This is a genomic window from Luteibacter sp. PvP120, assembly GCF_054055715.1.
The window spans coordinates 66,272-80,526 of record NZ_JBSRXP010000003.1; the positions used below are offsets into that span (position 1 = coordinate 66,272).

9 protein-coding genes are annotated in these 14,255 nt (G+C 61.0%); 2 read left to right on the plus strand and 7 right to left on the minus strand.

Annotation, left to right across the window (positions count from 1 at the left end):
- Positions 1 to 44: 44 nt before the first annotated feature.
- The 4 genes from ACVKN3_RS07595 to lexA are packed head-to-tail and all read right to left on the minus strand — an operon-like array spanning position 45 to position 5,784.
- Positions 45 to 3,134 carry an error-prone DNA polymerase gene (locus ACVKN3_RS07595; protein ID WP_354516625.1) on the minus strand — a complete coding sequence of 1,030 codons (3,090 nt, stop codon included), beginning with the start codon at positions 3,132 to 3,134 and terminating at the stop codon, positions 45 to 47.
- Complete coding sequence (locus tag ACVKN3_RS07600; protein WP_354516623.1) at positions 3,131 to 4,528, minus strand: Y-family DNA polymerase; 1,398 nt, start codon at positions 4,526 to 4,528, stop codon at positions 3,131 to 3,133. Before ACVKN3_RS07600 ends, ACVKN3_RS07595 begins: the two co-directional genes overlap by 4 nt.
- A gap of 12 nt (positions 4,529 to 4,540) precedes the next feature.
- Entirely contained in the window at positions 4,541 to 5,164 is a 624-nt protein-coding gene (gene imuA / locus ACVKN3_RS07605) for a translesion DNA synthesis-associated protein ImuA (protein ID WP_354516621.1), read from the minus strand.
- The gene (gene lexA, locus ACVKN3_RS07610; protein WP_354516619.1) at positions 5,164 to 5,784 is read right to left on the minus strand and encodes a transcriptional repressor LexA; all 621 of its coding nucleotides are present in this window, start codon (positions 5,782 to 5,784) and stop codon (positions 5,164 to 5,166) included. Before lexA ends, imuA begins: the two co-directional genes overlap by 1 nt.
- A gap of 378 nt (positions 5,785 to 6,162) precedes the next feature.
- Here lexA and ACVKN3_RS07615 point away from each other — a divergent pair, with 378 nt between their 5' ends.
- Positions 6,163 to 7,269 carry a hypothetical protein gene (locus tag ACVKN3_RS07615; RefSeq protein ID WP_354516617.1) on the plus strand — a complete coding sequence of 369 codons (1,107 nt, stop codon included), beginning with the start codon at positions 6,163 to 6,165 and terminating at the stop codon, positions 7,267 to 7,269.
- A gap of 103 nt (positions 7,270 to 7,372) precedes the next feature.
- Here the strand turns inward: ACVKN3_RS07615 and ACVKN3_RS07620 are convergent, their stop codons facing one another.
- Positions 7,373 to 11,917 carry an AAA domain-containing protein gene (locus ACVKN3_RS07620; protein WP_354516615.1) on the minus strand — a complete coding sequence of 1,515 codons (4,545 nt, stop codon included), beginning with the start codon at positions 11,915 to 11,917 and terminating at the stop codon, positions 7,373 to 7,375.
- A gap of 190 nt (positions 11,918 to 12,107) precedes the next feature.
- Positions 12,108 to 13,490, minus strand: coding sequence for an RES family NAD+ phosphorylase (locus tag ACVKN3_RS07625; RefSeq protein WP_354516613.1), 1,383 nt, complete (start codon positions 13,488 to 13,490; stop codon positions 12,108 to 12,110).
- Between the two features lie 85 nt (positions 13,491 to 13,575).
- Here ACVKN3_RS07625 and ACVKN3_RS07630 point away from each other — a divergent pair, with 85 nt between their 5' ends.
- A complete protein-coding gene (locus ACVKN3_RS07630) occupies positions 13,576 to 13,842 on the plus strand; it encodes a hypothetical protein (RefSeq protein ID WP_354516611.1) in 267 nt (88 codons plus the stop codon).
- Positions 13,843 to 13,875: 33 nt separating this feature from the next.
- On the opposite strand, the gene ACVKN3_RS07635 is transcribed toward ACVKN3_RS07630, so the two are convergent.
- Positions 13,876 to 14,250, minus strand: a complete 375-nt coding sequence (locus tag ACVKN3_RS07635; RefSeq protein WP_354516609.1) for a hypothetical protein — start codon at positions 14,248 to 14,250, stop codon at positions 13,876 to 13,878.
- Positions 14,251 to 14,255: the final 5 nt, after the last annotated feature.

Here is a 14,255-nt window from a genome sequence, read left to right on the forward strand (position 1 = left end):
TCGATGCAGGGCACTAACCTGGCAGCCAATGATGGTGATTTAGCCTACCGAAAATCCCTCGAACGGGCATCCAACGTTCCGAGCAAATGGCTCAAATCCACCAGTCGCCTCGCCACCACGTTGCACACGCCCTCCTCCACCTGCCACCGCCCCTCGATGCCGAGCAACCGGGTTTCCAATAGCTCCCGCCGCTGGGCTTCGGCGATCTTCCGCCAGACGATCACGTTGAGCATGCCGTGCTCGTCTTCCATCGTCAGGAAGGTAACGCCCGACGCGGTTTGCGGCCGCTGCCGCAGAGTGACCATGCCGGCGGCCCGCACCCAGCGACCGTCGGGAAAGGTGCGCAGGGTTCGGCTGTCCAGCCACCGCGCGCTGCGCAGCTTGTGTCGGATCTGCCGAAGCGGGTGCGGTCCCAAGCTCACCCCGGTGCGCGCGTAATCGGCCAAGGTGTCCTCAGCCTGCGTGGGTGGAGGCAACACCACGGGCTGTTCCGCCGGGCTCTCCCCAAACAGCGGCAGCTGCGCTTCAACGCCGGCGATCGCCCACTGAGCCCGATGCCGATGCCCAGCCAACCCGCGCAACGCACTCGCCTCCGCCAGCAGGTCTTGATGGCGTTTGTCCAGCTCAGTCCGCGCGCACAAATCCGGGATGTCCACGAAAGCGCGCTGTTCCCGTGCCCGCTCGATCGTCTGCGCCACGCCTTCGGTAAACCCACGCACCTGGCGGAAGCCCAATCGGATCGCCCACGCGCTGCGACCGGTCGGGTCGGGTTCGAGCGAACAATCCCAATCGCTGTAACGCACATCCACGGGACGCACCGCGATGCCACTGCGCTGCGCGTGCTGGACGATCTGGCTGGGCGCGTAGAACCCCATCGGTTGGCTGTTGAGCAACGCGCACGCGAACATCGCCGGGTGGTGGCACTTCAACCAGCACGACGCATAGACGATGCCGGCGAAACTGGCCGCATGACTTTCGGGAAACCCGTAGGAGCCGAACCCCTTGATCTGTTCGAACAGCTGCTCGGCGAAGGCCGTGGTGTAGCCCCGCTCCAACATGCCTTTCATGATCCGTTCTCGGTGGTGCTCCATGCCCCCATGCCGCTTCCAGGCGGCCATCGCCCGGCGCAGCTGGTCGGCCTCGCCCGCGGTGTATCCGGCGGCGACGATCGCCAGTTTCATCACCTGTTCCTGGAACAGCGGCACGCCCAAGGTGCGTTCAAAGACCGCTTTCAGGTCTTCGGACGGGTAGTCCACCGGCTCCTCGTTCCGCCGGCGCCGCAGATACGGGTGGATCATGTCGCCCTGGATGGGTCCCGGACGCACGATGGCCACCTGGATCACCAGGTCGTAGAAGTTCTCCGGCCGGTGCCGCGGCAGCATTGCCATCTGCGCCCGGCTCTCGATCTGGAACACGCCCAGCGTGTCCGCCCTCTGGATCATCGCGTAGGTCGCCGGATCCTCGGGCGGCAACGTCGCCATCGTCAGCGCCTGGCCCTCGTGCCGGCGCAGCAGGTTCAAACACTTCTGGACGCAGGTGAGCATCCCCAGCGCCAAACAATCCACCTTCAACAACCCCATGGTGTCCAGGTCGTCCTTGTCCCATTGGAGGATGGTGCGATCGGCCATCGCGGCGTTTTCCACAGGCACCAGTTCGTGCAACGGGGCATCGGCGATGACGAAGCCACCCACGTGCTGCGAGAGATGCCGGGGCTGGTCCATGAGTTCGGCGGTCAGCACCACGACTTTGCGGATCACCGGGCTGCTCGGATCGAAGCCGCGCTCTCGCAACAGCTGATCCAAGGGAACGGACCCATCCCACCAGGCGAACACCTTACTGAGCAGATCCACCTGTTCCAGTGGCAAGCCCATGGCCTTGGCCACGTCCCGCACGGCGCTCTTGCCGCGGTAGCAGATCACCGTGGCCGCCAGCGCCGCCCGCTCCCGGCCATACTTCCGGTAGATGTATTGAATGACCTCTTCGCGCCGCTCGTGCTCGAAGTCAATGTCAATGTCGGGCGGTTCGTTGCGCTCCTTGCTGATGAACCGCTCCATCAGCAGGTTGAACCGGGACGGGTCCACCTCGGTCACGCCCAGGGCAAAGCACACCGCGCTGTTCGCGGCCGACCCGCGACCCTGGCACAAGATGCCCTCGCCGCGCGCAAAGCGCACGATGTCGTGGACCGTGAGGAAGTAAGACTCATAGCTCAGGTCCGCGATGAGGGCCAGCTCGTGTTCGATCTGCTCGCGCACTTTAGCCGGCGGTCCCTCCGGCCAGCGCCAGCGCACTCCCGCGTCCGTCAGTTCCCGCAGCCAACGGGTCGCCGTGTAGCCGGAGGGCACCAACTCGGCGGGGTATTCGTAGCTCAACTCATCGAGGGAGAACCGACACCGTTCTGCGATGCGCACAGTCTCGGCAAGCAGGTGTGGCGGATACAAAGTATCCAGCACTGCTCGATGGCGCAGATGCCGCTCCCCGTTTCGAAACAGCACGGCGCCGGCTTCGGCGATGGTCAGCCGGTGTCGAATGGCGGTCATCGTGTGTTGCAGCGCCAGCCGTCGCCGCACGTGCATGTGCACGTCACCCGCGGCGACGCATGGCAATCCCACGTCACGGCCCAGGGCTTCGAGCTGGGCGCAGCGGCGCGGGTCGTTGAACTCTTTGACAAGCTCAACCGCCAGCCAGGCACGGTCGCCGAACGTCTTCGCCACCCACAGGCCCTGCTCCGCTTCCGGTTCTCTTCCCGGCACCCACAACGCGAGCGTTCCGGGCAATCCGTCCGCCAGGTCCGCGCGTGTCAGGTGGTAAGTGCCCTTCTCCGCAGCGCGGCGACCCAGGGTGATGATCCGACACAAGGCGACGTAGCCCGCTTTGGTTTCGGCCAGCAACACGAGCTTGGGCCCGTCGGCCAACTGGATTTCCGTGCCGACGATGAGCCGGACCCCGGTGAGCCGAGAGGCTTCCAGCGCACGCACGATCCCCGCCATCGAGCATTCGTCGGTGATCGCCAACGCGGTGTAGCCGCAGACCTTGGCCCGTTCGAACAGCTCGCGCGCGGTCGAAGCCCCCCGTTGAAACGAGAAGTTGGACAGGCAATGAAGTTCGGCGTAAGCAGATGCGTCCGATTCGCTCATGCGAACCAGCCGTGGAGCATCCAGCCTTGCGCTTCGTCCGGTGGCAGAAAGGCCCACGCGCGTTGGCCTTGCGCGGTCTCGATCACGTAATAGTCCCGGCGCACCACATCCCCATCCCACCAACCGGTCTCCATGCGCTCGGGACCGGCCAACACGGTGGGCGTGGGTCCGCGTAGCGGAATGGGCCGTTCCAGCAACCAGGTCGGCCGCGGCAGCACTTCGGCCTCGCCCTCGTCCCGCGCGCCCACGCATTGCGACCGTTCCGGTCGGGGGTCGATCGTGGTCGCCAGCTGGTAGACGGCCTCGTCGCCCAGTCGCGCGCGAAGGCGTTCGCGCAGTTGTCCGAACGGCAGCGCGTTCGCCGGACGCTCATCGAAGAGGTCCCTTCCCTCAGGGACGAAGGAAGGCAACTGATCGGCGCGCAGACGGAGCGCCAGCACCGGCGCCGGCAAGCGCACCTGTTCCAGACGACCGCGCGCGGCTTCGAACAGCGTGGTGGCCGCGCGCTCAGGCGCGAGCAAGCCGATGGTGACCTCGGTGGCCCCTTCCCGGTGTTCAAGATGAAGGGTGAAGCGTTGGACCCCGCCGGCCCGGCAGGCCAGGTAGGCAGCCAGGTCCGCCGTCATGCGCCGGACTGGAAAGATCAGCGCGGCGACGTTCTCGACTTCGTGCGACAGCTCAATGCGCCAATCCACGGTGTCCGGCGGCACGAACAGATCCAGACCGGCGGGACGGTCGCCCAGCAGCTGATCCACCGTGTCGAGTAACGCCCCGCCGAACCGGCGGCGGAGCCCATCGCGGGGCATGCGCAGAAGTTGGCCCAAGGTCCGAATGCCCATGCCCGGCAACCGCTCGGCCTCGACCGGCAACCGAGCTTTCCCGAGAGGGACCGGCTCCAAGGCGCGTCGCAGGTGAGCCGGGGAAGCCACCGCCAGCCCATCCCGGATGCCGGCCAACACATAGGCCCCATGCGGGGTGGGCGCGGCGGCCAAGCGGTGCCGGAACCCCAGGTCGGTCAGGTCGGCCCGGAGCCGGCGCTCGATGGCCGGCCAGTCGCCAAACAGGCCCCGGCTCCGGCTGACTTCCAGGACCAGCGCGTGCGGAAGGAGAGCCACCTCCGATGAATAGCGATAAGCCACCCCGGCCAAGAACGTTTGCCACCGCTCGACCTCGGCCGGGTCGTGGGGCAACGCCGTGAACTGCGCCAGGAGCGCCTGGGCGGCGCTGAGGCGCTGGCCTACCCGCAGGCCGGCCGCCTTCGCTTCGCGGTTGGCGGCGACCACGGTCCGGGTCTGCACCGGGCCATCCACCAAGACCAACGGTCCAGGATCAGCCTGGCGGCGGAGAACCCCATCCAGCGCCAGGGATGGCAGCAACAGGCAGGCCCAGAGCATCGCCGGCGGCCCTCAATGCACCGTGTCCGGGAACGGAACCGGGTGCGCCGGCGGGTTGCCGCCGCGGCACTTCCGGATCCAGATGGCGGAAGTGGGCTGGGTGGCGAGTTCAAGGCGCAGGGGCGCGGGCGAACTGTTCGACAGGTGGCGGCGGTCGCGGAAGACGAAGCCCAAGGCCTGGCCATCCGCAGCGGCCACCTGCAACCGACGCAAGGCACGGTCGTCGGCCTGCTTCGGCCAGACCAGGACGGCGCCGCACGCTCCGGACCGCAGGCATTGCTCCGCCGCCCACAACACCTCGGCGTCGGGGGCGCGGACGAAGTGGACCTGGGCGAGGCGAAGGCCCCGCTGGCGCCAGCCCTGGGCGAACGGCACGTAGGGCGGCGCGATGACAACAACGGGACGCTTCCCCTGGGTCAGGCGAGCCAAGGTAGGCAGCACCAAGCGCAACTCGCCGACCCCGTCCAAGGGCATGAGGATTTCGGAGACCGAAGCATCGGGCCAGCCGGCGGTCGGCAGCGCGGCATCCAGGCCGGCCAAGCCCGTCGGCTGGTCGCCGGCAGGCACGGGCGCGGCACGACCGCGCCAGACCTGCCGGGCTTCGACGAGGTCCGATAAGGCAACGACGGCACCCATCAGCTTCTCCGGACCAAGCCTGCAAACAGTCCTTCGATGGCAAAGTCGTCCGTGGGATCGGGATCAATCGGGTGGTAGCCCGGGCTGTTGGGCAGCAGGCGGATCACGTCGCCCTGGTGGTGCAAGCGCTTGATGGTGAAGCGGTCTCCACCGACGCGGGCAGCCACGATCTGACCATGCCGGGCGACCGGGGTGGCGTGCACCCCGACCAGGTCGCCGTCGAGGATCCCCTCCTCCCGCATGGAGTCACCGACCACCTCGACCAGGTAGTCGGGTTTCAGCTTGAAGAGCCAGGTGGACACCCGAAGCGAACGCTCGACCCGCTCGGACGAGAACAGCGGCTCGCCAGCGGCGATGCGCCCCACCAAGGGAAGGTCCAGGGTGTCCGCCGCCATGGGGTCGGTTTCCGCGATCAGGCGGATGCCGCGGGGACGGTTGGGCTCAATCACCAGGCGCCCCTTCGCTTGGAGCGAGCGCACGTGTTTCAGCACGGCGCTGACGTGCTCGATGCCCAAGGCCTGGCCGATCTCTTCCAACGTGGGGGCCTCCCCTTCCCGCTGGAGGCGGGCTCGGATGAAGTCGAGGACGTTGCGCTGGCGGTGGGTCAGAAGGAGCGTCATGGCGTCCACTTTTCACCCTTTTAGGTGAAAATGAAAGGGTCAAAATTTCCCAGTGCCGAGATCAACGGGATGGCCGCTTAACCTCAGAAAGGGGATGAGGTAGGTTCAGCGGCGAAGATGCCGGGAGGGCGTCGCATCGAGCGAGACTGACGCGCACGATCGCAGGCTTTGTCGCTGGAAGCGGCAGCTAAACCGAAGAAGCGGTTGATCCTCCCTCCGGATCCCTCGTGGCGCCGGGCAAAAGCCACGCCTAGGCAAACATCGCTAGCCATAAGCAAAGTGAGACGGGCTTAAAATGCGCATCGTTTGATCGTGCTTAAAGTGACCCAGCGGGATAGCATCGACAAACTAGCAGGGATGATAGGGGAACGAGTTCACATGAGCGCTTCCAAAGCAACAGCGCGTAAGCAAAACAAGAAACTCGATAATCGTGCTTTCGAATTCGGACCTATGTCGCCATATGACCGATTTAGGATCAATCGATCATTGTTAAGACAAGGGAAACCGCTGCACTCGCAAACCATTCCCGACGATGTGCTTGTTATCGACGGGCATCCAGCCAACGTTCGAATTCCTGCCGAACAGGTGTTCGGATTCGTCAAATCGATATTCTCTAATTCTGATGCACTAAAACTTTTGAATAGCTCTCCCATCATTGGCGTGATGAGCGATCGCATGTCGGCAAATGGTCGAGCAGGAATTCTTGGTGGCCTATGGCCAAAGCATTTCATCAATGTAACTGTGGGATCGTTGCTGCAAGGTCTTGTTTCACTCCACAGATTATATGGTCATCAAGGACTACAACTGCTCGGCCCAGAATTCAGCCGCACAGCAACTTCGCGTTATTACGAAAACAAACCATTCCAAATAGCGATCAATCGAAATATCACGCAACAAGTTGTGCTTGGAGCCAGCTACGGCATGCTTGCCGTATTTAGCCATGAGCTTGCACACGTTCTTCGAGGACACACTTTTTTCTCGAAAAAGCATATGTCAGAAAAAAGAATAGACGAGGTCGTCCCGGCCCCAATTTCAAAGGGGAACAGCGTCCGTCGCGTCATGGAGTTCGACGCGGACGACTATGCCGGCAAGTTTCTAGCGGGCTTTCTTTTCCGCGATTTCATGGAGGCGCGAAATCTACTGGAAAGCGAGGACGGAATGCGACGCTTTCTGTTCGTCGCTGCCGGCGTAAGCAGTCTCTTTCTAACATTTGGCGCGAGAACCACTGACTATTACAGTGGACCGATCCGGGCCTACGTGGTGCTAGGCTCGCTCTTAAAGAGTTGCAGCAAGGACCCTGGTGCAGTGCGGTGGCTTGACGAGCAACTCGGCGAAATGACGGCAGACATGATCGCAGCCGAAACAATTAGGCCGGAAGAGGCCGTCCTCAGGCTGGACGAAATGCAGGAAATATTGGAAAAAGTTATCCCAGATCGCACACGGATGGAAAACGATTGGGTTTCCTTGCGTCCATGGGGCAGATAGCCGGCAAGACCATTCGCAATTGTCTTTTCGCCGACCTTCGCGCCTGCATGCGCGCTTTGATTGACCATCGCTTGATGGCCTAGGCATACCGCACACTTCGCAGTCAGACCGGCCCCGTTCGAGCGTCATCAATGGCCTGCTGGATCACCAAGTCTACTTCGTCTTCACCCATGGGATTATTCCGCGGCTCCCAAACCCGCCTCTCCACCAAAGTCGCCAACTGACCCAGCGCGCCAATGGGAGCGATCTGCATCTGATGCAGCCGCGATAGCAGTTCGGCCAGCACTTCATCCTTGTGTAGCGACCACGTCGAGGCAAAGCACCGCCAGAATGTCCAACCGGCGCGTTCCAAGATACGTTGGCGGTTCATGTCATGAGCCCAGCGGTCCGGACCGTGGAACTCATCGCCATCAAGCTCGATGGCCAGGCGGCGGTCGTCGGCCCCTTCCACCACCATGTCAATTCGGAAGCCGCCCACCTTCACCTGCGGGATCACGCGATACCCCCGTTCGGTGAGCTTCGTGAAAACCTCCCGCTCGAAACCTGACTCACACAGATCAATGGGACTTTCGCCCTCGATCTCCTGCTGCACCGCCGGCTGGCTGAAATGCTCGATGAGACCTCGGCGAAGGTCAACCTCAGAAAGGTCACTGAGCTCGACGGAACGCACCAGATACATTCGATCCCTGGCTCGGCTGGCGGCCACATTGAACCGCTGTTCGTGCCCCAGCCGCGACAGAGCATGGTGGCGGTCCCGGTCTGCAACCATGGACAAGAACACGATGTCGCGCTCGCTGCCCTGGAAGGCACGTGGCTCACCACTCGTGAACTTACGCCGCAGCAACTCCGCCGCTGGGAAACGTGCCCGCACCACCTCATCAATGTATTTTGCTTGCTCGATCCCGAGAAGCGACACCACTCCAAGGGTCCGGTCGCACCAAGCCGGGTTCGCGATAATTGCTCCGATCTCGTCAGCGATCGCCTCGGCCTCGTCCCGGTTGAAGTCCTTAGTGTCGCGCCGGCCGGTGGGAACAAAGATATCCACCAGCGGCGGGTCAATTCGCTCCGACGCAAGTGGGATGCGAAGCGGCCGGATGGCGCCTCCGTAGAACCGGTTCGAATACGCGATGATCGGGGACACACACCGGAAATGCTCACGCAACATCACCTGATGACTGGCGAAAACGCGTGCAGCCAGATCATAAAGCGATTTTTCCGGCGTCATGTCCGCCGCGAAAGGCTGATCGCCCAAGAAGCGTTGGCGCAGAAGTTCAATTTGCTGGGCCGCTATGAAACCGCCATCTGGTGACACCTGCTTATCGTCACCGACCACCAAGATCTTCTTGCCCCGCAATATGGCTGGAAGCGCCCAAAGGTCTGACTGGCTGGCCTCATCCACCACCACGAGATCAAAAGCCCCGATATCTGCCGGCATCGCTTCCGAAATCCGTGCATGCGGCATGATCCAGCACGGCACGGCTCCCGCAGCATCATTCATCGCGTCACGGGCATCCCGACGATAGCGCGGCGCATTCGCACCGGTTCCTTGGCCGATGCGCCGTATAGCCGTCGCATACCCGTTAAGGGCAGACATGATCTTCCCGGTGGCGTTGTTCTTTGTCGCCAACCAAGCCGACTTCGCCACCAGATCAGAATAAAGACGTTGAAGCCCATTGGTAAGTTCCGATCGTCGTGTCGCGAGCGCCCGTAACTCGTGACGCGCCTCGATCTGATCCAAATGACCCCGTAACCGTGCCCACGTCCAGCTCTTGCGCCATTGGGCCGGCGTCACCTTGTCGTCGCCGGAATGACCGCATGGCTCCCGTTCGATGCGTTCTGCCCACAAAACAGCCCCCGCGGTTCGCAACCGATCGGCGGAGGCAGCAATGAGGGCCAGGTGCGATCCGAGGCCGGAGACACGCCTGAGCTCCGCGACCAATTTCACGTATTCGGAGCTGACCTGTTCGATCGTGCAGTGGGATTGGCCGAGCAGATGATGGCCGAACTGACGCAGGTTTTCGGATATATCTCCTGTTCGACCCGCCAAGCGCTCCTGGAAGGCGGTGACACCCTGCGCCGCACGAGCCAACGTCGCCCGTTGCAGATATTTCCTCAAACTCTGGGCGACTTCTTTAAGACCATCCGAGCCACCATGCAACTTTGACGTCGGCGCGTCTGCATACACCGAAGAGGCCTGATTGACCAAGACACGGTCGAGATGCGTGCTGAGCCGGTGGACCTTCCGGGCTGCCGTGGCCAAAGTCTCGATATTCCTCAGATCGAGCGTCCCTTCCGACAGCGTTGGCAAAGACAGCGGTTCGGCGAAAGTGTTCCACCTGGCCACGAATGAAGCCAACTCCTGATGGAGAAGCACATAGCGCTGAACATGTTGCCAACCGTCCGCATCTTGCGGCGGCAAGCCCGAAACCTTGACGGCCGCCAAACACTTCTTTGCGTCGCCAGCGCCCACAGCCATTAAACCGAAGGGCTTGCCTGTCTGGGCAGCCCGCGCGACACCTTCGATTGCTTTTGGCGAGTTCAATCCCTCGGGTGGGAACACAACCGGCCGCCGGAGAAATTCAGCACGGGCTGCAACCAGCCGATCAATGTCGCCGAAAATGGCTTCGAAAGCAGCCCGTTCCGCTCCGTAAGACGAGTTGCGGCACCTCTCCCGAAACACCGGACCCCACGAAGCCGCTGCTGTTTCGAAGATTTCGACTTCTCGCTGGGCCAGTTCCACGCTTTTCAGCAATTCTTGGACGGCCTGATGCACCTCAGGCGTGTTTCCCCGCACTGCAAGATCGGGAACCTCGGCGATATCTCGATCGAGCGTTTTCAGGCTAATTAGAGTCTCGTGCAACTCTCCCACTTGCTCCGCGGACGGCAAGCCGTCGGCATCAGCAAGCGTCGTCCCGAGATACACAAGATCGTCACCCACGAGACGGCGCGCCAACCGTAGGGCCGCCATCTCATCCTCGCCCAGCGGAGGCTGGTGCTCCGACGAAAGCGTCAGGCCGTCTTGCAGCCACCCATGTGTATCCGATCCGCTCAGCAACAGCTCGGCGGCTTTCTGCGCGCGGATGTTCTCGCCGTCCACCTCGATGTCGCCCAATTGGTCTGCCGCGATGGCGTCCAGTCGGCGCTCGATACCTGACAATTCATGATGGGTGCGATCTATACCTGCTTTGAGAGTTTCAATCTGTCGTTGGGTTTCGCGTGGATTGAGCTGTGAAACGCTGTGCTGGATGGCCTCAATGGATGCCTGGAACTGACGGGTGCCGTCCCGATCGCTCGACAAAAGCGCGACAGTCAGCGGCCGGACCTCTGCCGGCAACTTCTCTTGAAGCACCTGCAAGGCCGGCTCTCCCCGTGACGTGACGAGGACACGGCGCCCAGTTGCCAGGTAGTGGCAGATGACGTTGGCGATGGTGTGCGTTTTCCCGGTCCCGGGCGGCCCCTGAACGGTTACGCCAGGTGCACGCTCCAACCGTTCAATGATCGTGATCTGCTCTTCGTTGCTCGGCAGAGGAAAGTAAAGTTCTTCAATCCTGTTATCGCTGACACCGTCTGACACAGCATTCGTGGACAAGCCACGAAAACGTATTGGCTCAACAGGCGTTGTTTGGTCAGATGGCGGAGTGACAAGAGATAGAGGACCACTGGGCAACTCGGTTGCCTGCTCGACCTTTGTTTTGAGGCGTTTCAGATCTTCCAAAAGAAAATTGTGTTGCCGTGGCCGTGCCAGGAGAACCCACGCATCGGTCACCACGAAGTGCGGCCCGGGCGCCGGCCAAGGTTCGCCAGCCGCCAATATCTCGTGATAGGAACCTTTGGCGTCCAAGTTGGAAGCCACCAACTTCAAAATGTGAGCGTAGGAACTGGGATCGAACGGCGACAGGTCGGCCGCCCCTTCTCGGCCCAGCAGTTTCTTGGCAGTCAGCTCCACCTCCGCTGCTCCAATCACAGAGGCGGCCACCAGGGCATCCAGCTCCAACCGGGCCTCGATGTCACGAGGCCGGATCTCGATGGCCATGGTCTCCTCATCCATGACAATTTCGACCGATTGCGTCATCAGCGGGTATTCGTAGCTGAGCGAGCCCTCCTCGGAGGCCAGCTTCCAGGACGCCACCCCGACTCCCCAGACCAGTTCCAGAGGTTTAGCCGTTTCCTCCGCCTCGATCTGTTGTTTGAGGGCAAAGAACGACGTGTAGAGGTCGATGGAGCGACGGCGAGGCTTCTCCTGTTCGGACCATCCCCACCACTCGCTGGCGTAGAGCTCGAAGTCGGCGGCTACGGCTGCGCGGAACTCCTCGCCGTCTACCTCAGGATTGGCAGCAAGATGTGCTTCCAGGGCTGTGCCGGTGATAGCGGGCGGCTGACCGCTCGGATCCTGCGATGTAGAAGCAAATGGAAGTAGTGGCGCCGGGACCTCAGGGGCCTGAATGGCTTCGAGCCGATCCATACGGAGCCAAGCGGCCCCGCTGGCCTCCGCCACGTTGAATCGCAGCGCCGGGAGACCCGCCAGATCTAGGGGGCCAAATTTCGGACCGGCGAGCTTGGATAGCTGAAAGCCTTCCGGCTTCACAAGCTTTGCTTGCTCACCGATGTATTCCAGGAGTCCCACCAGCAGTTGCTTGGCCTCTTTCATCCTTACAGTCTTCCCGGCGTTCTTGATCAAAATACCCTAGCACGCACTATGCCAATAGGGGCTGTCCGTTCCGCTTCTTAACTTAGCGTCGGTTAGGACCGCTGGTGCGGAGACGTATTCGGCGAGAAAAACGGCAATGCCTACAAACAACCCATTGGCTATCTTGGAGCGATCCGAGCGTGAAGAGACCTCAGTATTCCACCTTCTGCATTTCAGCCTTCGATGGAGCAAAATCAGTGTGGATCTTTGACGTGTTCGATTTGTAGCTCACACCGTCAATCTTCAGGATAACCAAGGACTGAGTATCGAGGGTTAGAGCAGCCTTCCGCTCATCTCGATCATGGTGCCAATAAGGCGGATCCTTCCAGTCGGCAGGATCAACAAAAGTTATCTGAGGCCACCAGTATTCACTCTCCTCTTCCCGTTCGTAGAGGCTGACATAGGCAACGCGATCGGCCGCGGTTGGCCCTGCCCCCTCGGCCCGCGAAGCCTTATTGAACAACACGACATTCTGCCCGCGCTCCGACGATGCGTCGCCATATTGAACTGACTGAAATTGGATTCCGTCGAGCGCGAGATTAGGGTGCGTCGCCAAAAAGTCAGCGATCAGTTGCGTAATTAGGTAGCCATCGTCTTCAAACTCAGGCATCACGGGCATGACCAACTGGTCGCACAATGATCGAAGGAAATCGTGGCGAGCCACGACATCCTTGGTCGACGGATCAAAATAGCTGCGAACACCAGCTGGCACGATGTCAGCAAGGGCGTTGAGATCTAGCAGCCTGAGCGGTCGACTTATCGTGAACTGCCCGACAACGACATGGCTTCCGACCGGCGGTCGAACCTCGGCAACAGCCGTGTTCGCCGATGTCGCGCCGTAGAAGACTGAAATACCCTTAGCGTTCATGCGCCCTGCCCGCCCAACTCCCGGCGGGGGCGCCCCGATCTCACGAGCTGGATGATGCAATGCCCGTTCCAGGGCTTCGAGCGACTGGAATACACGCGCCCGAAAAAGCGTCGTGCATGCGGTGCTCGGCCCAGCATCGACGATGACTCCAGAGCCTTTGCGGGTCTTGTCGCTGAGGATAGGCCCGAAGACGCGTTCGAGGACTGCGCTAGTCTTCGGGTTGAAAAGCCTTGCCTCTGAGCGAAGACTTTCCACCATTGCACGCCATTCAACACTATACGATCCCCCGAGATGCGAATTCTCAGAGAAATAGGGATCGTCGCCATACTTGCTTTCCGTGGAGCTGTGATCGGACCAGATATCTGTGAGTGCCTCTAAAACATCATCGACGACCTGTCCCGCCGCACTAAGCTGAGTTTCTACAACGTCAGCAATAGGATCACCGGTGGGATCTTTCCCATAGATTGTCACGGCGTCCGAAAGGCTTGTGACTTCGAAGAAGTTCTCAATTACCACGTCGAACCGGTCCACAACCTCGCCAATGGACATGGTCGGCAACTCATTGCCGCAATAGTCGCACTCTTGGACATCGCCCGACGCCGTGATGACCCCAGCCAGGTATGGCTCGACCACGCACTGGGCACATACCCGCTTTTCTTGAACCATCACGCTCACCTGAGGCTATTTTGGATCGCGCACTGGCATTGACAGCGACGCTCGTTCGGCTAGGTTTCTTCGATCAGGAGGACCCATGGACACCTACGCTCACCACATCGCTCCCCACGAACCCACGATGAAGCAGCTTTGGCTCGCATCGTTTACGTCACTGCTTTGCCACATGCAGCCCGAGGAGGCCATCAAAGCCGCCGATCGCGCGCTGGAACTCTGCAATGAGCATTGGCAGAATCCGGTTACGGTGACGACGTGGCAATACAAGCACAACTATCCTGTCGGGTATCACTTTGAACTAAACGGATTTAACGCGGCAGAGGGGCTTGGATCCGGCATTGACCGTTGATGATGCCTGTCCGTAACGATCGCTTGGGGGTTTTCAACTTGACCTGCGCCGACGCCGAATTGATGGATCAAAAAGTTCGCTGAACTTTTTGGTGGCGGCGTCCATAGCTTTTTTCAATTGGTCCTTCCGCATTGCAGGGAGCGCTTCGTAGATCTGGTTGATGCGTTCTTGCGGCTTGCCTTCGCGTATCCTTGAAAAAAAATCTGCGTTGAATGCCGCTGCGTCCGCAAGTGCGAAACGTTCCACAATGAAACCAGAGATAAATCCGAAATTTTCCAGACAGACGATAAAATGCTCAGATTCAGTGACTGATCCTGCATCATTTACATCCGTCTCAACCACGCGAAAAACCTGAAAAGGGCCATCAAGTTTGCCGGTCTGCGTCTTGCTAGACGTGTTCTTTTTCACGATTG

What these genes read in the sequence shown, in the direction of transcription:
- ACVKN3_RS07595 (WP_354516625.1), bottom strand. Translation starts at nt 3,134, where the DNA reads ATGAGCGAATCGGACGCATCTGCTTACGCCGAACTTCATTGCCTGTCC.
- ACVKN3_RS07600 (WP_354516623.1), bottom strand. Translation starts at nt 4,528, where the DNA reads ATGCTCTGGGCCTGCCTGTTGCTGCCATCCCTGGCGCTGGATGGGGTT.
- imuA (WP_354516621.1), bottom strand. Translation starts at nt 5,164, where the DNA reads ATGGGTGCCGTCGTTGCCTTATCGGACCTCGTCGAAGCCCGGCAGGTC.
- lexA (WP_354516619.1), bottom strand. Translation starts at nt 5,784, where the DNA reads ATGACGCTCCTTCTGACCCACCGCCAGCGCAACGTCCTCGACTTCATC.
- ACVKN3_RS07615 (WP_354516617.1), top strand. Translation starts at nt 6,163, where the DNA reads ATGAGCGCTTCCAAAGCAACAGCGCGTAAGCAAAACAAGAAACTCGAT.
- ACVKN3_RS07620 (WP_354516615.1), bottom strand. Translation starts at nt 11,917, where the DNA reads ATGAAAGAGGCCAAGCAACTGCTGGTGGGACTCCTGGAATACATCGGT.
- ACVKN3_RS07625 (WP_354516613.1), bottom strand. Translation starts at nt 13,490, where the DNA reads ATGGTTCAAGAAAAGCGGGTATGTGCCCAGTGCGTGGTCGAGCCATAC.
- ACVKN3_RS07630 (WP_354516611.1), top strand. Translation starts at nt 13,576, where the DNA reads ATGGACACCTACGCTCACCACATCGCTCCCCACGAACCCACGATGAAG.